This is a genomic window from Neoaquamicrobium sediminum (genome assembly GCF_040970315.1).
In the GTDB taxonomy this organism is placed as follows: Bacteria; Pseudomonadota; Alphaproteobacteria; order Rhizobiales; family Rhizobiaceae; genus Aerobium; species Aerobium sediminum.
Window position 1 is genome coordinate 225,001 of record NZ_JAZHFV010000005.1, and the last position, 23,917, is coordinate 248,917.

General features: G+C 60.7%; 18 protein-coding genes, 1 tRNA gene and 2 rRNA genes (1 of these 21 cut by a window edge). 14 read left to right on the forward strand and 7 right to left on the reverse strand.

Annotation, left to right across the window (positions count from 1 at the left end):
* From V1479_RS16300 to V1479_RS16310, 3 genes are all read left to right on the forward strand, one after another.
* Positions 1–2,665: ribosomal RNA gene (locus V1479_RS16300) — 23S ribosomal RNA — on the forward strand; it begins 135 nt to the left of the window's first position.
* Between the two features lie 72 nt (positions 2,666–2,737).
* Positions 2,738–2,852: ribosomal RNA gene (gene rrf / locus V1479_RS16305) — 5S ribosomal RNA — on the forward strand.
* 127 nt (positions 2,853–2,979) lie between these two features.
* Positions 2,980–3,056: transfer RNA gene (locus tag V1479_RS16310), tRNA-Met, on the forward strand.
* 401 nt (positions 3,057–3,457) lie between these two features.
* Here V1479_RS16310 and V1479_RS16315 read toward each other — a convergent pair.
* Both V1479_RS16315 and V1479_RS16320 read right to left on the reverse strand, forming a co-directional pair.
* The gene (locus V1479_RS16315; protein ID WP_368803840.1) at positions 3,458–4,081 is read right to left on the reverse strand and encodes a TetR/AcrR family transcriptional regulator; all 624 of its coding nucleotides are present in this window, start codon (positions 4,079–4,081) and stop codon (positions 3,458–3,460) included.
* A gap of 102 nt (positions 4,082–4,183) precedes the next feature.
* Positions 4,184–5,128 (reverse strand): nucleoside hydrolase, encoded by a 945-nt coding sequence (locus V1479_RS16320; protein ID WP_368803841.1) that lies wholly within the window; start codon positions 5,126–5,128, stop codon positions 4,184–4,186.
* Positions 5,129–5,230: 102 nt separating this feature from the next.
* On the opposite strand from V1479_RS16320, the gene V1479_RS16325 reads away from it, so the two are divergent.
* From V1479_RS16325 to V1479_RS16375, 11 genes are all read left to right on the forward strand, one after another.
* Positions 5,231–6,241, forward strand: coding sequence for an isopenicillin N synthase family dioxygenase (locus V1479_RS16325; RefSeq protein ID WP_368803842.1), 1,011 nt, complete (start codon positions 5,231–5,233; stop codon positions 6,239–6,241).
* Positions 6,242–6,268: 27 nt separating this feature from the next.
* Entirely contained in the window at positions 6,269–7,117 is an 849-nt protein-coding gene (locus V1479_RS16330) for an ABC transporter substrate-binding protein (RefSeq protein WP_368803843.1), read from the forward strand.
* Between the two features lie 34 nt (positions 7,118–7,151).
* Positions 7,152–8,084 carry an amino acid ABC transporter permease gene (locus V1479_RS16335; protein ID WP_173194818.1) on the forward strand — a complete coding sequence of 311 codons (933 nt, stop codon included), beginning with the start codon at positions 7,152–7,154 and terminating at the stop codon, positions 8,082–8,084.
* A complete protein-coding gene (locus V1479_RS16340) occupies positions 8,081–8,878 on the forward strand; it encodes an amino acid ABC transporter ATP-binding protein (protein WP_438620605.1) in 798 nt (265 codons plus the stop codon). The genes V1479_RS16335 and V1479_RS16340 overlap by 4 nt, the downstream gene beginning before the upstream one ends.
* Positions 8,879–9,015: 137 nt before the next feature.
* A complete protein-coding gene (locus V1479_RS16345; protein ID WP_368803844.1) occupies positions 9,016–10,200 on the forward strand; it encodes a trans-sulfuration enzyme family protein in 1,185 nt (394 codons plus the stop codon).
* A gap of 245 nt (positions 10,201–10,445) precedes the next feature.
* Positions 10,446–11,657, forward strand: coding sequence for a helix-turn-helix transcriptional regulator (locus V1479_RS16350; RefSeq protein WP_368803845.1), 1,212 nt, complete (start codon positions 10,446–10,448; stop codon positions 11,655–11,657).
* A 22-nt stretch (positions 11,658–11,679) separates the two neighbouring features.
* Entirely contained in the window at positions 11,680–13,833 is a 2,154-nt protein-coding gene (locus V1479_RS16355; protein ID WP_368803846.1) for a S8 family peptidase, read from the forward strand.
* Positions 13,834–13,845: 12 nt separating this feature from the next.
* Positions 13,846–15,027, forward strand: coding sequence for a trypsin-like serine peptidase (locus V1479_RS16360; RefSeq protein WP_368803847.1), 1,182 nt, complete (start codon positions 13,846–13,848; stop codon positions 15,025–15,027).
* Positions 14,999–16,981, forward strand: a complete 1,983-nt coding sequence (locus V1479_RS16365) for a di-heme-cytochrome C peroxidase (RefSeq protein WP_368803849.1) — start codon at positions 14,999–15,001, stop codon at positions 16,979–16,981. Before V1479_RS16360 ends, V1479_RS16365 begins: the two co-directional genes overlap by 29 nt.
* Positions 16,982–17,211: 230 nt before the next feature.
* Complete coding sequence (locus tag V1479_RS16370; protein ID WP_368803850.1) at positions 17,212–17,748, forward strand: hypothetical protein; 537 nt, start codon at positions 17,212–17,214, stop codon at positions 17,746–17,748.
* Positions 17,749–17,784: 36 nt separating this feature from the next.
* Positions 17,785–18,759: an SH3 domain-containing protein gene (locus V1479_RS16375; protein WP_368803851.1), complete on the forward strand. Its 975-nt coding sequence runs from the start codon at positions 17,785–17,787 to the stop codon at positions 18,757–18,759.
* A gap of 73 nt (positions 18,760–18,832) precedes the next feature.
* Here V1479_RS16375 and V1479_RS16380 read toward each other — a convergent pair whose 3' ends face one another.
* The 5 genes from V1479_RS16380 to V1479_RS16400 all read right to left on the reverse strand — a co-directional run bounded on the left by V1479_RS16380 (position 18,833) and on the right by V1479_RS16400 (position 23,781).
* Positions 18,833–19,147, reverse strand: a complete 315-nt coding sequence (locus V1479_RS16380) for a hypothetical protein (protein ID WP_368803853.1) — start codon at positions 19,145–19,147, stop codon at positions 18,833–18,835.
* Positions 19,148–19,227: 80 nt separating this feature from the next.
* A complete protein-coding gene (locus V1479_RS16385) occupies positions 19,228–20,358 on the reverse strand; it encodes a CaiB/BaiF CoA transferase family protein (RefSeq protein ID WP_368803855.1) in 1,131 nt (376 codons plus the stop codon).
* Positions 20,355–21,239, reverse strand: coding sequence for an HTD2 family dehydratase (locus tag V1479_RS16390; RefSeq protein WP_368803856.1), 885 nt, complete (start codon positions 21,237–21,239; stop codon positions 20,355–20,357). The genes V1479_RS16385 and V1479_RS16390 overlap by 4 nt, the downstream gene beginning before the upstream one ends.
* Entirely contained in the window at positions 21,239–22,399 is a 1,161-nt protein-coding gene (locus tag V1479_RS16395; RefSeq protein WP_368803857.1) for an acyl-CoA dehydrogenase family protein, read from the reverse strand. Before V1479_RS16395 ends, V1479_RS16390 begins: the two co-directional genes overlap by 1 nt.
* A complete protein-coding gene (locus tag V1479_RS16400) occupies positions 22,396–23,781 on the reverse strand; it encodes an MmgE/PrpD family protein (RefSeq protein WP_368803858.1) in 1,386 nt (461 codons plus the stop codon). Before V1479_RS16400 ends, V1479_RS16395 begins: the two co-directional genes overlap by 4 nt.
* Positions 23,782–23,917: the final 136 nt, after the last annotated feature.

Genomic DNA, 23,917 nt, shown 5'->3' on the forward strand with positions numbered 1-23,917 from the left:
AGATACTTGGAAAATCAGAGCGGCAGAGCAATCTGCCGCTGTGGTTTCCAAGTATCGTTATTAGGTAACTTAACCTGAATACATAGGGTTAAGTGGCGAACGCGGGGAACTGAAACATCTAAGTACCCGTAGGAAAGGACATCAACCGAGACTCCGCAAGTAGTGGCGAGCGAACGCGGACCAGGCCAGTGACTTACATGAGACAAGTGGAACCTTCTGGAAAGTAGGGCCATAGTGGGTGATAGCCCCGTACACGTAATGCGAATGTAAGTCCTCGAGTAAGGCGGGACACGTGAAATCCTGTCTGAACGTGGGGGGACCACCCTCCAAGCCTAAGTACTCGTGCATGACCGATAGCGAACTAGTACCGTGAGGGAAAGGTGAAAAGCACCCCGACAAGGGGAGTGAAATAGTACCTGAAACCGATTGCCTACAAACAGTGGGAGCCTGAAATGGTGACCACGTACCTTTTGTATAATGGGTCAGCGACTTAGTGTAACGAGCAAGCTTAAGCCGGTAGGTGAAGGCGTAGCGAAAGCGAGTCTTAATAGGGCGTCCAGTTCGTTGCATTAGACCCGAAACCGAGTGATCTAGCCATGAGCAGGCTGAAGGTAAGGTAACACTTACTGGAGGGCCGAACCCATATCTGTTGCAATAGATCGGGATGACTTGTGGCTAGGGGTGAAAGGCCAATCAAACTCGGAAATAGCTGGTTCTCCGCGAAATCTATTTAGGTAGAGCGTCGACCGAATACCCTCGGGGGTAGAGCACTGGATGGGCTAGGGGTCCTCACCGGATTACCAAACCTAACCAAACTCCGAATACCGAGGAGTACTAGTCGGCAGACACACGGCGGGTGCTAACGTCCGTCGTGGAGAGGGAAACAACCCTGACCAACAGCTAAGGTCCCCAAGTTATGGCTAAGTGGGAAAGGATGTGAGGATCCCAAAACAACCAGGATGTTGGCTTAGAAGCAGCCATCATTTAAAGAAAGCGTAACAGCTCACTGGTCTAATTAAGGGTCTTTGCGCCGAAAATGTAACGGGGCTAAAGCCATACACCGAAGCTTTGGGTTTGCAGCTTGCTGCAAGCGGTAGCGGAGCGTTCTGTAAGTCTGCGAAGCCGGATCCGTGAGGACCGGTGGAGATATCAGAAGTGCGAATGCTGACATGAGTAACGATAAAGGGGGTGAGAGACCCCCTCGCCGAAAGTCCAAGGGTTCCTGCTTAAAGTTAATCTGAGCAGGGTTAGCCGGCCCCTAAGGCGAGGCCGAAAGGCGTAGTCGATGGGAACCACGTTAATATTCGTGGGCCTGCGGGTAGTGACGGATCGCGTGTATTGTCCATCCTTACTGGATTGGTTGGGCAGTGAAGCGGTTCCAGGAAATAGCTCCCGCGTATAGACCGTACCCGAAACCGACACAGGTGGACTGGTAGAGAATACCAAGGCGCTTGAGAGAACTCTGCTGAAGGAACTCGGCAAATTGCACGCGTAACTTCGGGATAAGCGTGACCCTTATGCGGGCAACCGTATGGGGGTGGCACAGACCAGGGGGTAGCGACTGTTTATCAAAAACACAGGGCTCTGCGAAGTCGCAAGACGACGTATAGGGTCTGACGCCTGCCCGGTGCCGGAAGGTTAAGAGGAGAGGTGCAAGCTTTGAATCGAAGCCCCGGTAAACGGCGGCCGTAACTATAACGGTCCTAAGGTAGCGAAATTCCTTGTCGGGTAAGTTCCGACCTGCACGAATGGCGTAACGACTTCCCCGCTGTCTCCAGCAGAGACTCAGTGAAATTGAATTCCCCGTGAAGATGCGGGGTTCCTGCGGTTAGACGGAAAGACCCCGTGCACCTTTACTATAGCTTTACACTGGCATTCGTGTCGGCATGTGTAGGATAGGTGGTAGACTTTGAAGCAGGGGCGCCAGCCTTTGTGGAGTCACCCTTGAAATACCACCCTTATCTACATGGATGTCTAACCGCGGCCCGTCATCCGGGTCCGGGACAGTGTATGGTGGGTAGTTTGACTGGGGCGGTCGCCTCCTAAAGAGTAACGGAGGCGCGCGATGGTGGGCTCAGAACGGTCGGAAATCGTTCGCTGAGTGCAATGGCATAAGCCTGCCTGACTGCGAGACTGACAAGTCGAGCAGAGACGAAAGTCGGTCATAGTGATCCGGTGGTCCCGCGTGGAAGGGCCATCGCTCAACGGATAAAAGGTACGCCGGGGATAACAGGCTGATGACCCCCAAGAGTCCATATCGACGGGGTTGTTTGGCACCTCGATGTCGACTCATCGCATCCTGGGGCTGGAGCAGGTCCCAAGGGTATGGCTGTTCGCCATTTAAAGCGGTACGTGAGTTGGGTTCAGAACGTCGTGAGACAGTTCGGTCCCTATCTGCCGTGGGTGTAGGAATATTGACAGGATCTGTCCCTAGTACGAGAGGACCGGGATGGACGTATCTCTGGTGGACCTGTTGTGGCGCCAGCCGCATAGCAGGGTAGCTATATACGGAACGGATAACCGCTGAAGGCATCTAAGCGGGAAACCGACCTGAAAACGAGTATTCCCTGAGAGTCGTGGTAGACGACCACGTTGATAGGCCGGGTGTGGAAGCGCAGTAATGTGTGAAGCTTACCGGTACTAATAACTCGATCGGCTTGATTGTTCGCATTGCTCATGCCCATTTTATGGGACAGAACAAAGCACAGCTTCTCGAATTGAACATGCTCTTTGCCGACCTGGTGGTTATGGCGGAGCGGCTGCACCCGATCCCATTCCGAACTCGGCCGTGAAACGCTCCAGCGCTGATGGTACTTCGTCTCAAGACGCGGGAGAGTAGGTCGCTGCCAGGTCTGCAAAGCGCATGTTCGCCAGTTTCTCTTTACGTTTGCCGCCGCTCGGGTGGCCTTGGGGCCGGCTACGGCCCTTTTCGTTTGCAGAGCGGAATTTTCGTAAGCAAATGCTTACGGCATATGGTGACGCGGGGTGGAGCAGCCCGGTAGCTCGTCAGGCTCATAACCTGAAGGTCGCAGGTTCAAATCCTGCCCCCGCAACCAATTTCTCTTTGATCTTCTGTCGAAACGCCCGCCTCACGGCGGGTTTTTTGCGTTTGGCCTGGCGTCTTGGCTCTATCCAAAAAGGGGCAAAACGACGGATGTCAGAAGACAAGTTTCTCGGCGTTCCGATAGGCAATCGACCCGCAGTCTCCGTTGAACGATGTTGAGAAAGGCTGGCGGGTACAAGGCGGCTTCTGAATGGCCACTTCGCCTACGTACAGGTGGGGATTATCAACAGCGCCGTCTTTTTGGCATAGGCGCGTCCGCGAGCATCACGTGTGAACCACTATTCGGTCCGATCTGCGCGAGACGATGGCGCGAGGTGGCAGACCACCGGCGCGGTATCCGAAAGCCGCGAGCGGACAAGCCCCCTTGCAGCTGATAGTCGGCTATCGCAAAGATCACCCCTCACCGTCTGGATGGATCACCAGCGGGCCCACCAATACCTGGCCGAATAGCGGCTGCAAAGCGCGCCGGCGGGCCGGGTCTTCCTTGAAGGCAATCGCGTACTGGCCGATCTGGTGGAAATAGGTGATGCGCGCCCGGACCAGGCTCTCGTCCTCGTCGTAGCCCATGGCTGCAAAGGAGCGTTGCAGCAGTTCGAGCCGAAGGTCGTCCATGTCGGAGACCTCGCCATGGAGCGAGCGCGAGGTGCGCGCCCAGTCGCGTATCGCCAGATCCAGCAGCGGGCTGAACGGCTTCTCGTCCACCCAGACATGCACGATGGTGGAGAAGAACGAGAACCCATCTGTGATCTCGGCACCGCGCAAGGCCTCGAAAGGCGCGCAATTGTTGCGCCGCCATTCCTCGATCAAGGCGTCGTGGAGATCCTTGCGGCTGGAGAAATGGAAATAGAAACTGCCGCGCGTTACCTTGAAGCGCTGCGCCAGGCGATCGATCTTCACCTCGGCAATGCCACGCTTCTCCAGAACCTTGCGCGCCGCGGCAACCCAGGCGTCCCGGGTCAGCGTTTGCCGGCGCGCTTGCGAGGGGCTTCTTTTGGTCGTTCGCGAGTCGGTCTTCAAAAGCGCCTGCGTCTCCCTCAACGCGAATCTTGCAGCCGAGCGATACTCAGCCGATTTGCGGGAGGCTTAAAGAAACTCGGCGGCCAAGTCATCCCGGAACGATCAGTCCAGGGCTGAGATGCGCTCCAGCATCAACTCGAAAAAGGGTGGTGGGTCGATACGCCGAAGCACTTTGCAATTTTTTGGGCGGCCGGTGACGTGCCACCAGTCGACGACGGTCATGCCGATCGTCTCCGGCGAGACGATATCGACGGTGACGTGACAGTCTCGCTGCTCGTAGATTTCCGGCGCCAGCAGATAGCCGGTCACGCACGCGTCGTGGATCGGGCGCGCGTCGGTCGGGAACTTGTGTGAGCCATACTGCCGGAAAAAGTCCGCCAGGTTCGCAGCCTCGATCGCGGCGCGCTTGCCCGTCGCGCGCAACCTGTCGAGCCATTGGGGCGTCATCTGTGCCGAATAGGTGCAATCGATGGAGGCCATGGTCACCGGCACGCCGGAATGAAAGACCTTATGCGCGGCATGCGGGTCGACAAAGATGTTGAACTCTGCCGCAGGTGTCGCATTCCCGCCCTCGAAGAAGCCGCCTCCCATCAGCACCACTTCGCGCAAGCGAGGAACGATGCGCGGTTCCATGGCCATGGCCATGGCCAGATTAGTCATCGGCCCGAGCGTGCATACGGTCAGCGCCTTTTCTGGCGCGTCCATGATTGTCCGCGCAAGAAAATTGACGGCATGCTCGGACTGCGCGGCAATCCGCGGCTCCGGCAGATCCGCACCGTCGAGGCCGGTTTCGCCGTGGACATATTCGGCTGTAACGAGCTTCCGCACCATCGGCGCTGGGCAACCGGCATAAACCGGTATGTCCGGCCGCCCGGCCAGCTCGATGACCTTCAGCGCATTAAGCGTCGTCAGTGGCAGCGGCACGTTGCCGCCGACAGTCGTTATGCCGACCACCTCAAGTTCCGCGGGAGACCCGAGCGCGAACAGGATTGCGAACGCGTCATCCTGACCGGGGTCGGTGTCGATGATAATCTTGCGAGGTGGCATGCGAACCTCTTTCCTCCACAGTGCCGACAAGGGGTCTTGCCGAGCGGTTTCCGATGTGTAGAAATACAGTACTGTATTTTATGTTCAAGGTAGGAGACAGACATGAACGCCAACGCCCGCGGCGATTTCTCCAATATCCCCGTCCTTGATGTTTCGGCGCTCTATGGCGACGATCAGGACGCCATCGACGCGGTGGCGAACACGCTGCGGGGCTATCTCGAGAACATCGGGTTTCTCTATGTCGTCGGCCACCCCATCGCCCAGGCGAATATCGAGGCCGTACGCGAAGCCAGCCGGGCGTTCTTCGCCCTGCCCGAAGAGGACAAGCTGGCACTCAAGATCGACAAGAATTTTCGCGGATACCTGCCGTTCGCCGGCTCGACCATCGTCACCTCCTCGGTTGCCACGATCAGCAAGCCCAACCAGAGCGAGTCGATCTTTTTCATGCACGAAGTCGATGCAGACGATCCTCGCGCCCAGGCAGGACGGCCTCTGCAGGGCCCGAACCAGTGGCCGGACGAGGCGAAGCTGCCGGACTTCCGCCAGACCATCGAGCGTTATGTCGATGAGATGACCGTTCTGTCGCGCAAGATGGTCGGTGCGATCTCGACGGCGCTCGGCCTGCCGGCCCACAGTCTCGACCGCCATTTCGACGAGCCCACCACGTTCCTGCGCCTCCTGCATTATCCGACACAGCCTGCAGAGGAGGGGCTTTTTGGATCGGCTCCACATACCGACTACGGCTTCATCACGCTGCTGGCGCAGGACGACGTCGGCGGTCTTGAGGTGAAGAACAAGAACGGCGACTGGGTGCCCGCGCCTCCCATTCCAAACTCGTTCGTGATGAATGTCGGCGACATCCTTGCGCGCTGGTCCAACGACGTTTTCGTCTCCACGCCGCATCGCGTCATCAACCGTTCGGGCCGCGAACGATATTCGCAGCCTTTCTTCTTCGACCCGTCGATGGAAGCGATAATCGAGGCGTTGCCCGTTTGCGTGCCCGCGGGCGAACAGCCGAAATATGCGCCCATAGAGTATGGCGAATACCTGATGGAACGCATCGACAAGAACTATCACTACCGCAAGAAGCTTGCCGCTGAAGGCGCGGCCTGAAGCGACAGAACAACACTGGAGGAGAACATGAAGAAATACGCATTGGGATCAGCACTCTTCGCGCTGGCAGCAACGGTTGCCTCCTCGGCTTTCGCCCAGGTCACCCCGTCGTCTGAAGTCAAGGAAAGCGGAACGCTTATCATTGCGAACACGCTGGACTATGCGCCGTTCGAGTATCTGGACGCTGACGGCAAGCAGGCCGGCATCATCGTCGAAATGGCAGAGCAGACTGCCAAGACGATGGGCGTCGAGCTCGATATCCAGCGCACACCGTTCCCGTCCATGATCCCGGGCATCGCCGCTGGCCGCTTCAGCATCGCGTGGGAAACATTCTCGGCGAACCCCGAGCGCCTCCAGCAGGTCGATTTCGTCATGTTCCTCAAGGCAGGCATCGCCGCCTCCACTAGCCCCGAGAAAAGGGACAGCTTTACCGGCGATACGCCACTTTGCGGCAAGCGCATCGGCGTTTCGGTCGGCAGCGGCTCGGACTTTCTCGCTGACACGCTCAGCAAGGAGTGCACCGACAAGGGACAGCCAGCCCTCGAGAAATCCGTGTTCAACAACTCCACTGACATGGTCCAGGCGGTCCTGTCCGACCGCATCGACGCTCGGCTCGACGATGCCACAGCATCGAGCTACTTCGAGGTGACCAGCAACGGCCAGCTCGTCGTCCTGCCGACGCTTTACGAAGTGGCGCCCTTGGGAATGGCGATTGCCAAGGACGACAAGGAAACCGCCGACATGATGGTCGGCGCGCTCTCGGAGATGTTCAAGAACGGCAGCTACCAGGCCATTCTCGACAAATACGGAATGGGCGCCTACGCGATCAAGGAACCGTATTTCGTCAACGACATGTCGCAGCTTCGTAGCGACTGAGCCCTGGCCGCGCCGCCATCCTCAGGGAGAGAGCATGGATACGTCGAGACATCCGGATGCCAACTCGTCAGCCGCCCCGGCGGCTGACGATCTCATAGTCGTCCCAAGGCGGCAGTACGGCATCTGGATAGGCACGGCCGTCACCTTGCTGGTGGCGTTCTTCATCGTTCAGGCATTCGTCCAGAATCCGGCGTTTGCCTGGGATACGGCCGGGCGTTATCTGTTTCACCCCCAGATCATGCGCGGGCTTGGCAATACCCTGATCCTCACGGTCATCATCATGGCCCTGGCGATCGTCGTCGGAACAATTGTCGCGATCATGCGGGTATCACGCAGCCCCATCCTGCGGGCTTTCGCGAGCGCCTATGTCTGGTTCTTCCGGGGCGTTCCGGCGCTGATCCAGCTGATTTTCTGGTTCAACCTTGCGCTTCTGGTGCGCGAATTTTCTCTCACCTTGCCGTTTGTCGGCACAGTCTTCTCCATCCGCACGAACGATTTCATGACGCCGTTCTTCTCGGCCGTCGTGGCGTTGGCGCTATGCGAAGCCGGCTACATGGCCGAGATCATCCGTGCAGGCATCAAGTCCGTGCCGCCCGGCCAGTCCGAGGCAGCGAGCGCGCTGGGCATGCCCTACCGCATGATCCTCAAGCGCATCGTCCTGCCGCAGGCCATGCGGTTCGTCGTGCCGCCAACAGGCAACGAAGCCATCAATTTGCTCAAGATGACGTCGCTGGTCACGTTCATCGCGGTCGACGACCTGTTCTATTCGGCGCAAGCCATCTACGCGCGCACGTTCGAGACCATCCCGCTGCTGATCGTCGTCGCGTTCTGGTACCTGACGGTCGTCAGCATCATGTCGGTCGGGCAATACATGCTCGAAAGCCATTTCGGGCGCAGCGACGGAACAGGTTTCTCGGTGGGCAGGATCCTGCGAAATGCCATCGGGCTACGCGGAGCGACATCATGACGATAGATCCCCGCAGCCGTTTCGGCGCGCCGGAAGACGCAATGGTTTTCGCGCGCAGCGTTCGAAAGTCCTTCGGCCCGCTCGAAGTGCTCAAGGGTGTCGACATCGTCGTGCCCACCGGGACCGTGGCCTGCATCATCGGCCCGTCGGGATCGGGAAAAAGCACGTTCCTGCGTTGCATCAACCATCTTGAAAAACTGACCGGCGGCATCCTGCTGGTCGACGGCGAATTCGTTGGCTACGAACTTCGCCAGGACAAGCTCTATGAGTTGAAGGATGTCGATCTGTGCAAGCAGCGCGCCGAGATCGGCATGCTGTTCCAGAATTTCAATCTGTTCTCGCACATGACCGTTCTGGAAAACATCGTCGAGGCGCCGATGCGCGTGCGCCGAACGCCGGCCGCCGAAGCTCGCCAGGATGCCTTGAGACTGCTCGAGCGCGTCGGGCTCATCGACAAGGTCGATAGCTATCCTCGCGAATTGTCCGGCGGGCAGCAGCAGCGCGTGGCGATCGCGCGCGCCATGGCGATGAAGCCAAAGGTCCTGCTCTTCGACGAGCCGACATCGGCTCTCGATCCCGAACTGGTGGGCGAAGTGCTGCAGGTCATGCGGGATCTGGCCCAGACAGGCATGACGATGGTCGTCGTCACGCACGAGATTGGCTTCGCGCGCGAGGTGGGCGACCAGCTGCTTTTCATGGACGAAGGTGTCGTGGTCGAGCGTGGTGATCCGCGCGAGATGATCGCCAATCCCAAATCGCCTCGCACGGCGGAATTTCTTTCGCGCGTGCTTTGACCTTTGCCAATGCAACACAAACTTGCACGCCGACCGAAGCCCGAACGGGTCTTCGCGCCGCGTCTTGCATGGAAACCAGCACTCAAGGCGTGGCGAGCTGATCTGTAGCTCCTGCCGCGCTCCAGAAGGAGCATGTCATGTCGTCCAAAAAGCTCGACTTCGCCAGCCAGGCGGTCTTCTACGAGCCGGAACCCGAGTCGCAGTCGATCAGCTATCCGATCTATATGTCGGCCAATTTCCAGTACGGCGGCGATATCTACGACCAGATCGTCGCCGGGGCCCGCAAGGAAGTAAATATCTACAGCCGCTGCGGCAACCCGACCGAATACAAATTCGAGGAGCATGTTGCGCGCCTCACCGGTGCTGACGGTTGCCTCGCAACAGCCTCGGGCATGGCAGCCATATCCCACGCGCTGTTTGGCATCCTGAAGGCCGGCGACCACATCGTCACGGACATTACCACCTATTCCAGCACCCACGAATTCTTCGATCACCGCATTGGCGATTTCGGCATTACCGTCAGCTTCGTGGATACGACGGATCCGGTCCAGGTCGAGCGCGCCTTCAACGACCGTACGAAGGTGCTCTACTTCGAGGCGCTGGCGAACCCGACCATGAAGGTGCCGCCGATGAAGGCGCTCGTGGAGCTGGCGCATCAGCGCGGCATCGTGGTTGTGTGCGACAACACCTTCGCAAGCCCAGCAGTCTGCCAGCCTCACGCGTTCGGCGTCGACGTGGTTGTCGAAAGCGCCACCAAGTTCATCGGCGGGCATAACGATGCCGTTGGCGGCGTCATCACCCAGCGATCGGATCTGCTGCCTGCGGACTGGCTGGAAGATGTCCGGTGGAACACGCTGAACAAGCTGGGCGGCGCGTTGTCGCCTTTCAATGCCTGGCTTCTGCTGCGTGGCGCGCAGACGCTCGCCCTGCGAGTGGAAAAGCAATGCGCCAACGCAGCAGCGCTGGCACGCTATCTGGAAACCCACCCCAAGGTGAAGCGGGTCTTCTATCCGGGTCTTGAATCGCATCCCAATCACGAGAACGCCAAGGCGCAGTTGCGCAATTTCGGCGCCATGCTCTCGTTCCAGGTGGAGAACGAAGAGTATGGCGTCCAGGTGCTCAAGCGGCTGCAGCTATGCTGTTTCGCCGCCAGCCTCGGCGGCTTGCGCACCACGACGCAGCTCCCTGGCACCATGGCTTTCCTCGACATTCCTTCGCAGGAACGCGAGGCGATGGGAATCGTCGATGGACTGGTCCGCTTCTCGGTCGGCATAGAACATATCGACGACATCATCGCCGATGTCGCACAGGCCCTTGGGTAGGCTTGGGTCTGGGCTGAGAAGGGGTGCATCGGCTTTGCAGCTCATCTCTCCGAGCTCAGGTCGTGCTTCGGGCGATAGTGAAACTGCTTCATAAAACCCGCTGACCTACTGCAGAAGGAGTATGGGATCCTTCCAAAGCAGTAGCGATCCAACAAATGGAGATTGTCGGATATGAGAGATGGATCGCATCTCTTTGCATGAATTAGCGTGTTTGCTAAAGTTGTCGCTTGCTGATTGGGAGCGCCATGCAAGACAATCAGGGTGTCGATCGCGTAATACTGTCAATCTACGATGCTGCCGTCGAGCCAGACCGCTGGCCGGAGGTGCTGGATCGCATAGCCAAGCTGGCAGATGCCCGCGGCGCATTCATATTCGATATCGACACGTCACCGCGCGAAGGGCCACGTGTTGGCGCCACCTATCACACCACGAACTATGAACGCCCGCTCATCGAAGCCTATCTGAAGGCGCACAATGAAGAAGAGTTGCGCGATCAGGCTACGTTTGCGGCGTTTTCGCGGAGTGGAGACCAGGTGGAACTCGTGCCCGACACGGTTCTTGCCCCCTCGCGGCAGGAGCTGATGCAGCACGCCAATGCGCAGACCATGGCGAGCTACGGGATCCACCACCGTGCCGGCGCGCTTTTGAACAAGGACCACTATTATTCGGATCGCTTCGCGGTGCAGTTTTCCCAACGCGCCGGCCCGCCAAGCGGCGATCGACTGCGCGCACTTCACGCGGTGATGCCGCATATAGCCAAGGCTCTCAATGTCGGGCGCCATACGAGCCGGCAGTTCACGGCGCGCCACGCCATACTCGACGTCTTCGATCTCTTGAGGATCGGTATCTGCATCGTCACTGCTTCGGGCGAGGTGGTGATGGCCAACAAGGAGTTCGAGCGGCAACTCGACGAGGTCGGCGCTTTCCGGGTCGATCACACGAAGCGTCTGGTAGCCCGCAACGAGAGCGTCAGGCTGGAACTCAGCAACCTCTTCGCAAGTGCGGGCAATCACGGCAAGTTCGGGGCCCGACCGCGCAAGGAGGCCATCCTGCATCCGCTTGAGCAGGAAGGCATGGCGCTGTGCTTGGAAGTCACCCCGCTGTTCATGCCGGATATGCTGGGCGAGAGGGCTTTCAGCGGGTTCGCCCTTTTCAGCCTGGATACAAGCCAGACCTACAACATCGATACCAGCTTCCTGGCGCAGGCGTTTTCGCTGACGAAGTCGGAGGAAGCGATCCTGTCGATGCTGGCCGAAGGACTTACCAACGCGCAGATATCCGAGCGGCGCGACCGCTCGCTGGAGACTGTCAGCAGCCAGGTCAAGACTGTGCTGGCCAAGACGATGTCGCAGAACCGGACGCAATTGATCCGGCTGGCGACGGAATTCAACCCGCGGATGTTTGTCGACCAGACCGTCCCCCATACGGGTGATGAGGAGCAGGTGCACACGAAATAGGCTTCGGATCGGAGGGCCTGATATGGCTAGGTTCAGCAAGCTGCATAAATGGATGTGTTTCGCCGCCTTGGCGATTGCGCCGGCTGGCAGCGCCGGTGCCCAGGACGCGGTCTTTACCCAGGACGGCCCTGAAAAATTCCTTTGGCGCTCGGAAGTACTCAACCGCGACGATGTTCAGGCCGAACTCGGCGATCTTTATGTGACGTTGCAGACCAACGGCGCGTTGACGACCAAACAGGTGAGCATCGAAAAGGGCGAAACGCCGACCGATGTGATGATCCGCAACGGCGTGTGGCCGCACTGGTTGAAAAACAGGATGCCGCTCAGCGTCGATGCCATGCTGTGCGATCTCAATCCCGATATCTGCCGGGCCGACCGCAAGGGTGGCAGCGACTGGACGCGCGCCTGGCCAGGACGCACGCTCAACCTGCCGGACGTTTCGCTTGAGCTGTCCTACAAGGTTGGTGTCCGGAACACGGCCGAACTGACAGCTGGGCGGTCCGATGTCGAAGTCGTCGAGACGTCCGATCTTTCCGCTCTGTGGTGTCGGCGCACTGGCCCGCAGCATGAGCTCTGCAAGGACAACGAAATCTCGGGAGGCTGGACCCAGGAAACGCCTGCGATCTACCAGTATGTCTACGACAGCAACGTGGACGTGGAGCGGTTTGCCAAAGTAGCAAGCCCATCCGCGTTGAAGGAGCTGGGCGCGAGCGAATCCCCGGTGAAAATGGTTGCGGTCCCGGTCGTGGAAGCGAGGGTAGGCACCGGAGCGGCGTCGAAAGGTGAGTTCTCGCGCGTTATCCAGGATTTATCCAATAACGTACTTGTTGACCAGAAACTGAGGCTGCAATCGTTTTTCGAGACGAACGCCAAGCGGTTCAGACCGATGGGGTTCGTGGACGAGAACGGCAAGCCGAGCCGGCCGTGGCGGGAAGGCGAAAACCTATCGCCCGTGAAGGTCGCGCATATAGATGCCGCAGCTGAGTTGACGCACTGCACATTCGGCCAGGGCGTGGCGCTCAAGCGCTGGAACTTCGAAACGCAGGAACTCGAAGACGTTGAACGGCCGGCGCAAATTGTTGCCGCTGCCGGTGGTGCGACTGACGCCGGTCCGGCTTGCGGTTTGCTCAACAGCACGCCTCTTGTCGAGAAGAGCCATGGCACCCATACGCTGGGATTGCTCGTCGACCTGTTGACCCTCGGCGGGAACATCCAGACGCCCGCTGCCGCCGGCGAACCACCGATCACCATATACCACGTCCCAATCGGCCTCTCGCAGGCAAACCAGATCGGCATGGAGGCACTGGAAGAGGTTGTGCAGCTTCTGCCGTGGTGGGACGTCAAGGTCGTCAACATGAGCATTGCCTGGAATAAGGCTGACAGCAGGCCGATCGAGGATGCGATCGTCAGGCTGCCGAATACGATCTTCGTCGCGGCCGCCGGCAATCATGATGAGACGAGCGGATGCAGCGTCAGCCCCGCATGCATCGAGAGCAGCAACGTCATTTCAGTGATCGGCCTCGACCTGGACGACAACAACAAGCTCAAGATTCTCAAGGATAGCAACTACGGCTCCCGCTACCACGACATCGGCGCTATCGGCGCAAATCTGGTCTCGTCGGTGGACGGGGGAATGATTGGTCCCCTTTCCGGAACCTCCCAGGCTGCACCTCTGGTGTCGGCCGCAATTGGCCACCTGATCCGGCGCGGAAAGACTGGCATTGAGGATATCTATCAACGGATCATGACGACGGCGGTTCTCGACAGCAAGCTGCTGGAGGCCTCGAAGGCAACGATGATCGATATGCGGCGGGCGATGGATTTCGACGTCGACTTCCTCGAACTGAACAACGGCTGCAAGATGCGCGGCGAGTTCAGGGGCTTCGTCACCGTTGGCGACATTGTCGCTTCCGACGTCGAATCGGGTGGCCATTTTTATCTAAGCGAGCCGGACCTGCGGCGAGTGTTCTACAACGAACGCGAGGACTGGCACCTGATGATGCATGTGCGCGGACATGAGTTCCTGCGCCGCGCTTACCAGATCGAACCGGATCATCTGCAGCGGGAATTCCGGTTCCTGCCCGCAACGCTTGAAAATTGCGGGGACCAGGAGGCGGATGCCGTCGCCAGGTTCAAACTTGCCGATGTCCACGACCTGATGTTGGCCTCGCGCTGAGGACGAAGACGAATGCGCCTGCTCGTCGCCATCTGTTTCACCTTCGCCACGCTCGGCCCAGCGTTGGCGCAAGAGGAGCCGCCGCCGCTTTCAGTTCCGCATACCGAGGGTGTCGTGGAACAGATTGCCGCATCCTTCCCGCCGCCTCCGGACGAGAGCGGCGGCGGCACCACCGGCCCCGCACAGTGGGCGCAATCCTTCCTGCGCGCGGGCGCCGCGCTTATGCAGCTTCATTTTTCCGACATCAGTTTTGATCCGGACGAGTATTTCGAGATCGAGATCGTCAACCGCAACGGTGAGGTCGTCCAGAAGCTGACCAATGAGACACTGGCCGGTGTCGACGCGATCTGGACGAATATCGGATGGGGACAGTCGCTGGGCGTTTCGGTCTATGGCAATCGGGGCGGCACGCTCGCCTTTACCATCGACGCCGTGAGCTTCGACAAGCGTGGGCCGGTGCTGGAATCGATCATCGGCGAGGACGAGCGCGAGCATCTCTACCGCTACGAAGGGCAGTTCCTGCCGGTTGTCGATCGCGTGCAGGGCGCGGTGGCGAAACTCTCGATGATCAAGACCGAAGGCGGGCGGCAAATTCGCGAGGTCTGTTCGGGGTTCCTCATCGGCGACGACGTGCTGGTGACCAACGAGCACTGCGTGGCTGATCAGCCGACATGCCTGGCCACCAAGGTCATATTCGGCTTCGTCTACAACAATATCGGCCAGACGCCCGGCCTTGAGCAGTACGATTGCCAATCGGTGTTGGCCGTCGACGTTCCGCTGGATATTGCGGTGCTGAGGATCGCGGAGAAGCCGGGGCTGCGCTGGGGCACGCTGGCACTCGCCGACGAGGATGTATCGGCGGACCAGCAGCTTTTCGTCCTGCAGCATCCGCTGGGCGAGGCCAAGCAGATTTCGGAAGTGGGTTGCGCTGTGTTCGAGGCGGTTTCGCCCGGCCGCTCGGGCCAGACCGACTTTGCCCATCTGTGCGACACGCTAGGCGGTTCGTCTGGTTCTCCGGTTTTCAACGCCGCCGGCGAGGTTGCGGGTCTTCATCATTGGGGGCGGTCGATCGTGGGCCGCTACAATGGATCGAACCGGGCGGTTCGCGCCGGGTTGATCAACGCGTTTCTTGCAGACCATGTCGTCAATGCGGGGGAGCAGGCAAATGACGGGCAGCAGGCAGTGGATCAATAACTGGCGGGGGCTGACGATCTTTGCCGTCGCCTTTCTGGCGAGTGGGCTTGGTGGCGGCAAGATCGAAATGGCGGCGCAGGCACAAGAAACCTGCGCCGCCGGTCTCGTCTGTCTGGATCAAGGCTGGAGCGAGCGCGATCGCACAAAGTGGTACAGAACCAGCCAGGGCTCACGGTTGCTTCCTCTGAGCTGGGCGCTGGCGTTGGAGGAGGCGGGGCGGGAAAGTCCGTTCTTCGCCGACGAGAACATGCGAGCGCTGGGTTATCTGCCGGCACAGGCGAGCGCGGCCAACCCGCACGGCCTGCCGATCGGCTTCGTGGTCGACGAGGAGAATTCGAACCGCGCCGACATCATGTGCGAAACTTTCCCGGAAACCTGCAACGGTTTCCTGATGCGCAAGCCATGGCTCGGAATGACGTGTTCGGCATGCCATACCAACGACATAGAGTATGACGGCTCGCGCATCCGCATCGAAGGTGCGCCGACGCTTGCCGATTTCCAGAGCTTTCTGGAGCGTATCCTGGCCGCACTCGAATCCACCGCGGCGGACGAGGCCAAGTTCGACCGCTTCGCGCGCTCCGTGCTCGGTGCCGAGCTCAGCGTGCCGTCACGCGTCGCGCTTCGCGCCCAACTCGTCGAACAGATCGCCTGGCAGACACGGTTGATCGATGCCAACCATACCGACCTGCGCTATGGTTACGGTCGCCTCGACGCACAGGGTCATATCCTCAACAAGGTGGCTGCCGTGGGTGGCGGTGCACCCATGTCGGGACCGCTCGCCTCAGATGCGCCGGCAAGCTATCCGCACATCTGGAATACCGCGCAGCAGGACAAGATCCAGTGGAACGGGATCGCGCGCAACATCCTGAACATTCCGCTTTTCGGCAAGAACACGGACATCGGCGCGCTGGTGCGCAACACCTCCGAGGTGATCGGCGTGTTTGCCCATATCGAAATCAGTCCGCGCTGGATGACGACCTTGCTCGGCTACAAATCCAGCCTGCGCGTCGAGAGGATGGTGGATCTGGAACAACAGCTTGCCCGTCTGCAGTCGCCACGCTGGCCGGAGGATGTGCTGCCACCGATCGACTGGGATAGCGCGGAGCGCGGTCGCGCACTTTTCGAGACCCAGTGCGCCAGATGCCACGCCGATCTTGCCTCCGACGACCTAACCACTCCGATCAAGGTTCCGATGCAGCCGATCAGGGAGGGCGGGACCGACATATTCCTGGCGTGCAATACGTTTCTGCACTGGTCGAATGCCGGCAAATTCGAAGGCCGCCGTCCGTTCGTCGTCAAAGGCGACAGGATCGACAGTGAGGATTTCACCCGCGACATGCTCACGAACGCTGCCGTGGGCGCCGTCATCGGACGCTCCGACGAGCTGGTCGGAAGCCTGTTCGACGACATCTTCCGTCGTGGCGGATCCCCGGAATCCCGTGAATCGGGCGCTGGCTTCGACTATCTTCCCGGCGTGACCGATCCCGTAAAGAAGGAGATTGCGCAGGCCTGTCTGACTTCGCAGGACGCCGGCCTGCCGGGAGACGAGAGCATCCTCGCCTACAAGGCACGGCCGCTCAACGGCATCTGGGCTACTGCGCCCTATCTGCACAACGGCTCGGTGCCGACGCTCTATGACCTGCTGCTGCCGTCGCCGCTGCGGGTCGTCGTGCCCGCCGGCGAGACGCTTGCTGCACCAGGGCCTGGCAATCGCCCCGCATCCTTCCATGTCGGCAGCCGCGTCTTCGATCCGACTAAGGTGGGCTTCTCGACACAACCGGCCGAGCTGCTCGTGCGCAGCGATGGAGAGGTGGTCGAGACGTTCGAGTTCAAAGTCTATGGAGGCGACGGTTCGCCCGTTCCAGGCAACTACAATTCCGGCCATGATTATGGCACCGATGCGCTGAGCGAGCAGCAGCGCTGGGAACTGGTGGAGTATCTGAAGACGCTGTGACGTTGGTCGAGCCGGCCAGATGACCTGAAGCTGCCATCTCGCTGGCCTCTGGCGTGGGCTGTGGCGATGCTTTGGCAGGTGGCGTTTCCCGCAGGACTTATCGATCGCCGTTAGGGCGACGGCTGTTGCCAAGCAAAAATTCTTCAATATCGAAAATAAGGCGACGTCATCTTTGCTGTTTTCAGTCTTTCAACGTAAAGTGTTCATGTGGGGGGAGTGGAGGAAGTATCATGAAGAGAATCCTCGTTCTTTCCGCTGTCACGCTTGCGATAGCGGGATGCCAGACCGACCCCCAACCTATGAACTCGCCCATCGTTTCGTCCGCTCCGGGCGTGCCTTCGGATATTGCTGATCTTGTCGATGCGCGTGCGGCCGGGGGCGAGACGCAGCTTATGGCGCGCGGCTACACTCTGGCGCGCACGGCCGGTCTGACCGCGTACTGGTGGAATGCCGGCAGCGGCACATGTGCCGCCGTTGTCACTGGGCAGGGGCGCTACCAGAGTATTCGCAGCGTGAGCGCTTCGGAGTGTGGGGCATCAACAACGGCTGATGTGGTTGGCGTGCCGACAGATATCGCCGACCTCGTCGGTGCGCGTGGCTCTAGTGGCGAGATGCAGCTCATGGCGCGCGGCTACGCTCTGGCGCGCACGGCCGGTTTGACTGCCTACTGGTGGAATGCGGGCACCGGTGTGTGTGCGCAGGTCGTGACGGGCGACGGACGCTATCAGAGCGTTGACGCAGCCAGCCGAAACGATTGCGGCAGATAAAGATCACCGCCTCTACAGGCGAAGTGGAGTATTCCCGTGAGAACCATATCCAGTCTTCTCATCCTGGTGGCGGCGATGCTTCTTTCGCTGCCTGCAATTGCGCAAGATGTCCGCGAAGAACGTGTGTCGTTCCAGCCCGGGCGATCAGGGGCCGATATCAGGGGATCGATCCGCGGCTACGAGATCGTCGACTATCTGATCGATGCGCGGGCGGGTCAGACGATCGAGATTTCGCTGAAGACGTCGAACCTGTCGAGTTACTTCAACCTTCTGCAGGGAAGCGATCCCACGGCAATCTATGTCGGATCCACGGAAGGCAACGACTATACCGGCGTTCTCCCCGACGACGCCGATTATCGTATCCGCGTCTACCTGATGCGCAACGCGGCGCGGCGTGACGAGACGGCAGACTATACGCTCTCCGTCGCCATTACCGGCGGAAAGGCCACGGCACCTTCACCCGACTACGCTGACGGGCTGGCTGGAGGTCCGGATTTCTGGCAGGTCAAGGGCGTTCCCGCCGGCGACACACTGAACGTGCGTTCGGGGGCGGGTACATCGAACCGTGTCGTGGGTGCGCTGGCCAATGGTGACCGTGTCCGCAATCTCGGCTGCGAGATGGCTGGAACAGCCCGCTGGTGCCGGATTGAAGCCGCTTCGGGGCAGGCGCTGACCGGTTGGGTGAGCGGCCGCTACCTCGTGGAAGCGGGTGCCGAGCCAAACAACGGTATCAATTCTCAAGCCACTGGACAGATTCCCTGCTCACCCGTGGCCGGGCAACCGACCCCGAACTGCGCTTTCCGCGTTACGCGCGGAGGCAACGGCAACGCGGCAGTGTGGATCGAGCTGCCAGCAGGTGGCGAACGCTATGTCGAGTTTGTCGATGGCAGGCCTGAGATCACCGATGCGGGAATGCAGATCTCGTTCGAGAAGATTTCCGACCTTTACCTCATCCGCATCAATGGTTCGGAACGCTACGAGATACCGGAGGCCGTCGTCTACGGCGGCTGATATATAAGCGTTTGTTGCCGCCTCGAACCGCGCCTACCTCAACTTCGTATCGAATGCTGCGGCCGGTCCGGACCTAGGACATGATGACGAAGTCCTTTGCCGAACGCGTATCGGGATGAAGCGGCGCTTCGGTCAGGATCATCGTGGTTCCCGGGTGCATATGTTTCTGCACCCGGAGAAGAAAAGCGTTATCGGCGCGCAGCCTGTCAACGGCTCTCACCTGTCCGCCGAGCGGTCTTCCCTGCGCATCGTGCGTGATCGCTATCCACTGCATACCCTTGGCAGCCTCGTTGGACTGTTGCAATATATAGACGTGGTTTCCCAGTGGCCCTTGCCCGTCGATTATGAGCGACGTTTCGGCGACGACCTCCGAATTCTCGACAAGCATGATACGCCGGTCGCTCGACGAGGAGATCACCGAGGTGATCGGACTGGTAGCGAGATCGGTGGCCTGCTCCTAACTGCGGTTCAGCGGTGAGGTGCAGGCGCGAATTCCTGCCGGATTGCCATGCTGTCGGCACCAAGGCCGGGCACGCGACGGGCGACATGGCGCTCACCATCCCTGACCGCCGCCGGCGCGGGAACTGTCTGCGGCCCGGTTTCGGTGTCGATGTCCGTCTGGGTCAGGTGTGGGTGGGTCAGGAGATCGCCGATGCCGTTGACGTCGGCAAAGGCAGTGTCCGTCTCGACGAGCAATCTGACCGCCTCATCGTGATCCAGTGCCGCGAAACGCTTGGCTACCGCCGCATCGACTGCCGCGCGGTTCTGGACCCGTCCATTGTTTGTGGAAAAGTCCGGATCGGCCGCCATGTCGGGGCGCGCAAGCACGTCGCGCGCGAAGATCGCCCATTCGCGGTCGTTCTGGATCGACACGAGGACTTCTCGCCCGTCGCGGGTGCTGAATACGCCGTAGGGCGATATCGATGGGTGGGCGAGCCCGATGCGCTGCGGTGGCGTGCCGGCGCGTGCGTGCAGGAACGGCACCGCAAGCCAGTCGGCGATGACGTCGAACATCGAAATTCGGATGTCCACCCCCCTGCCGGTACGATCCCGCTGAAGCAGGGCCTCCAGGATTGCGGCATGAGCGGTTGCGCCGGTCGCGATGTCAACCAGCGAGATGCCAACGCGCGCCGCTGATTCCGGCCCGCCGGTAATGCTGCACAGACCGCTGTCGGCCTGGATGAGAAGGTCGTAGGCCTTGCGTCCGGAATACGGACCTGTGTCGCCGTAGCCACTGATCGAGCAGCAGACCAGCCCAGGGTTTCGTGCGAGCAGCGCTTGTGGACCCAGCCCCATGCGATCGAGAGAGCCGGGCTTCAGGTTCTGGACAAGTACGTCGGCCCGCTCGATCATGCGCAGGAGCAGCTCACGATCGCCAGCGTCCTTAAGGTCGAGGACCACCGATTCCTTGCCACGGTTGAGCCAGACGAAATAGCTCGACAAACCGTTGGCGGCCTTGTCGTAGCCGCGTGCGAAATCGCCTTCGGGGCGCTCGACCTTGATGACGCGAGCGCCCGCGTCGGCCAACCGCGAGGTACAGAAAGGGGCTGCCACCGCCTGTTCGATGGTAATGACGAGCTTACCCTCCAGAGCGGTCATGCTGGCACCGTTGGCTGTTCGCCGGCATCGGACGAAAGCGTCGCGGTCGCCGTCATGGTGGTCTTGCCGGAAGCATCCGCGACCCACAGCTCGAGCGGGGCGCCACGGCCTGCGTTGACGGTGAAAGATTGGCCGTCGAAGAGCGGCGATACGCCTCGGAACGCGAAGCTGGCGGGATAGGCACCACCATTCTCCTGCCTTGACAGATTGAGGAGCAGGGTCGCCTGCAACGGGCCATGCACAATCAACCCCGGGTAACCTTCCACGTTTGCGCAATAGTCGCGATCGTAGTGGATGCGGTGGCCGTTGAAGGTTGCCGCCGAGTAGCGCATCAACAGCACCGGATCGGCCGAGACGCTGATGCGGCGGGCAGCCTCTCGCGTCTGCGGTGCGGGCGCCTTCGATGCAGCTGGCGCGCTTTCCATCTGGCGATAGACGATGTCGTGGCGCTCGCTCAACGCGGGTCCGCGCGGCGTTTCGTATCGGTGCGAGACCTGCACGAAACAGAGCGAACCGGAGCGTCCGTGCTTCACCGAGACATCGTCGATGCGCGAGATGCGCGTCACGCGGTCACATACGCGGAACTCGCTGCTGAACCGAAGCTCGCCGCCCGCCCACATGCGGCGGGGAAAGGGAACCGGCGGCAGGAAGTCACCGCGCGCGGGATGGCCATCCGGGCCCAGCCCCGACATCGGCGCGATGTCGGGGCATAGGCACCAGTGGATGCCGGTGGGCGCCGGCGCGCCCTCGGTGAAATCCACTCTCTCATCGAGGATGGCGGCGAGACTGGCGGCGAGACGCGGCGTGATCGTGTCTTCGAGCGTCCGCTGCCTGCCGATCCAGCCGCGCAGATGTTCGATGTCGATGTCGTCGGTGCCCATCAATACGACCGTGGCATGCCGAGAACATGCTCGGCAATGTAACTCAGGATCAGATTGGTCGAGATCGGCGCCACCTGATAGAGGCGCGTTTCGCGGAACTTGCGCTCCACGTCGTACTCCTCCGCGAAACCGAAGCCGCCATAGGTCTGCACGCATGCTTCGGCGGCCGCCCAGGACGCCTCGGCGGCGAGCATCTTGGCGATGTTGGCTTCCTCTCCGCATTGTTCGCCGGCCTCATAGAGCTGGGCCGCGTGGTGGACCATCAGTTCGGCGGCGCGCATCTGGGCATGTGCCCTGGCGATCGGGAACTGGATGCCCTGGTTCTGGCCGATAGGCCGGCCGAAGACGACGCGCTCGCAGGCGTAGCCGCGGGCCTTGTCGATGAACCACTTGGCATCGCCGATGCACTCGGCGCCGATCAGGATGCGCTCCGCGTTCATGCCCGACAGGATATAGCGGAACCCCTTGCCCTCCTCGCCGACGAGGTTGCGGGCAGGCACGCGCACATTCTCGAAAAACACCTCGGTCGTCGCGTGGTTCATCATGGTGCGGATTGGGCGGATCGTCAGGCCTGCGGTCTTCGCCTCGTTCATGTCGAGGATGAACACCGAAAGCCCGTCAGTCTTCTTGGCCACCTGGTCGCGCGGGGTGGTGCGTGCCAGAAGCAGCATGAGGTCGGAATGTTCCGCGCGGGAGGTCCAGATCTTCTGGCCGTTGATGACATATTCGTCGCCTTCGCGTCGCGCCGTCGTGCGCAGTGACGTGGTGTCGGTGCCGCTGGTCGGCTCGGTGACGCCGAAGGCCTGCAGGCGCAGTTCGCCGCTGGCGATGCGTGGCAGGTATTCCCGCTTCTGCTCTTCCGAGCCGTGCCGCAGGATCGCACCCATGATATACATCTGCGCGTGGCATGCGCCGCCATTGCCGCCGGCACGCTGGATTTCTTCCAGGATCGCAGCGGCCCCCGACAGCGGCAGCCCAGCGCCGCCATATTCCTCGGGAATCAGCGCTGCGAGATAGCCCGCTTGCGTGAGTGCCTGGACGAATTCGCTCGGATAAGCGTGCTCACGATCGAGCTTCTGCCAGTATTCGCCGGGAAACTCCGCGCAGAGCTTGGCGACCTCTTCGCGGATTTCACGGTATTCGGTTGCGGCGCTGTTCATATGTTTGCTTGTCCTCCTAGCTCTCGCAGCGTCGGCATGTCGGCCAGACGCGAGAGTCGTTCATGCAGCATCGCTGCGTCATCGTTCAGCACCGGTCGCGTAAGGGTCATGAACTTGGCGGCCCGCGCCTCGGGCGACGGGAAGGTATCCGGTTCACCGGACGGATCGGGGATGCGGCGGCTAATGGTTCCTTGCGGTGTCGTAACCTCAAGCGTCGCACCGAACGGGTGGCGCAGGCCCTCGAGGCTTTCGTCGCGGATGACGTCGACCCGGTCGCAAAGCGCGTCGATTTCGGGCTTGGCCAGCAACGCGTAGTCGTCCCAGCCGAAACGGCCCAACGTCAGCGCCACGGCGGCCGCAAACGGCATGGAGAACTGACCTTCGACGATGCCGCGCACCCTGCGCTTTTCTTCCAGGGGTGTTCCGGTCAATGTTATGCCGTTTCGATGGAGGCCTACCGTGACGGATTTCACCTGTTCCGTCGTGAGGCCAAGTTCTGTGCGCAGTGCCACGAGCCCGTCGATAGCGGCATGCGTGTAGCGGCATGTCGGGTAAGGCTTGAGCCCGATGTTCATCGTCTCCCAGACGGAGCCCAGTCCGGCAACGGCGCGTTCGGGATCGGCGCCGTCGGTGTAACCGACCAACAGGCCGTGCTTGCCCTCGATCGCGTCGGCTGCGCCGAGAAACCCTTCGCGCGCGAGTGACGCGGCGATCAGCCCGTTCATGGCGGCTGCCCCAACCTGGAAACGCTTGTTCCAGGCGCCGTTGACGAGGAACTGAAGCGAGCCGGCGGCCTGGCTTGCCGCCACCCCAAATGCCGAGGCGATCTGTTGCGCGTCGAGGCCGAAGATGCGCCCGGCTGCCGCCGCCGCGCCAAAGACGCCGGCCGTCGCAGTCGGGTGGAAGCCGCGCGCGTAATGCGCGGTCGGATCGAGCGCGTTGCCGATGCGTATCATCACCTCATAGCCGGCTACGATGCCGCTGAGCGCTTCCCGCCCGCTGCAGCCAGTCATCTCCGCAGCAGCAAGGGCTGCGGGAACGACCGGTGCACTCGGATGGGTGGAACTGTCGGAATGCGTGTCGTCGAAGTCGAGCGAATGGCCGAGCATGCCGTTGAAAAGGGCCGCGGTAGCGGGCGTGTAGCGACGGTTGAAACCGAACACGGTGATCTCGCCGGGACCGTCGATGCTGAGACGGGCCGCCATGGCCAGGAGTGCGGGGGTGGAATTTGATTCCGCGCCGGCACGTACGATGCTGCCAACCAGATCGGTCACCAGATCGCTGGCCCGCAAGGGGACCTCCGGTGGCAGCGCGTCATAATGCAGAGCCGCTGCGAATGCAGCCAAGCGCTGGGTGATCTGGGACGGCGCTGGCACTGTCATATGTTTTTCCTCATGCAGCTCCCAAGCATGAATAGCAGGACCACAGAAGGGAAATAGGGTTTTGCGTCGGTGTCTATAGGATAATGTTATATCTGCGACGATGAAAACGCTTGAAAGTTTTCGCTCCGGCCGTCGC

Bases quoted from the DNA above. Each gene is read 5' to 3' on its own strand.
- V1479_RS16320 (WP_368803841.1), bottom strand. From the start codon at position 5,128: ATGCCACCTCGCAAGATTATCATCGACACCGACCCCGGTCAGGATGAC.
- V1479_RS16325 (WP_368803842.1), top strand. From the start codon at position 5,231: ATGAACGCCAACGCCCGCGGCGATTTCTCCAATATCCCCGTCCTTGAT.
- V1479_RS16330 (WP_368803843.1), top strand. From the start codon at position 6,269: ATGAAGAAATACGCATTGGGATCAGCACTCTTCGCGCTGGCAGCAACG.
- V1479_RS16335 (WP_173194818.1), top strand. From the start codon at position 7,152: ATGGATACGTCGAGACATCCGGATGCCAACTCGTCAGCCGCCCCGGCG.
- V1479_RS16340 (WP_438620605.1), top strand. From the start codon at position 8,081: ATGACGATAGATCCCCGCAGCCGTTTCGGCGCGCCGGAAGACGCAATG.
- V1479_RS16345 (WP_368803844.1), top strand. From the start codon at position 9,016: ATGTCGTCCAAAAAGCTCGACTTCGCCAGCCAGGCGGTCTTCTACGAG.
- V1479_RS16350 (WP_368803845.1), top strand. From the start codon at position 10,446: ATGCAAGACAATCAGGGTGTCGATCGCGTAATACTGTCAATCTACGAT.
- V1479_RS16355 (WP_368803846.1), top strand. From the start codon at position 11,680: ATGGCTAGGTTCAGCAAGCTGCATAAATGGATGTGTTTCGCCGCCTTG.
- V1479_RS16360 (WP_368803847.1), top strand. From the start codon at position 13,846: ATGCGCCTGCTCGTCGCCATCTGTTTCACCTTCGCCACGCTCGGCCCA.
- V1479_RS16365 (WP_368803849.1), top strand. From the start codon at position 14,999: ATGACGGGCAGCAGGCAGTGGATCAATAACTGGCGGGGGCTGACGATC.
- V1479_RS16370 (WP_368803850.1), top strand. From the start codon at position 17,212: ATGAAGAGAATCCTCGTTCTTTCCGCTGTCACGCTTGCGATAGCGGGA.
- V1479_RS16380 (WP_368803853.1), bottom strand. From the start codon at position 19,147: ATGCTTGTCGAGAATTCGGAGGTCGTCGCCGAAACGTCGCTCATAATC.
- V1479_RS16385 (WP_368803855.1), bottom strand. From the start codon at position 20,358: ATGACCGCTCTGGAGGGTAAGCTCGTCATTACCATCGAACAGGCGGTG.
- V1479_RS16390 (WP_368803856.1), bottom strand. From the start codon at position 21,239: ATGGGCACCGACGACATCGACATCGAACATCTGCGCGGCTGGATCGGC.
- V1479_RS16395 (WP_368803857.1), bottom strand. From the start codon at position 22,399: ATGAACAGCGCCGCAACCGAATACCGTGAAATCCGCGAAGAGGTCGCC.
- V1479_RS16400 (WP_368803858.1), bottom strand. From the start codon at position 23,781: ATGACAGTGCCAGCGCCGTCCCAGATCACCCAGCGCTTGGCTGCATTC.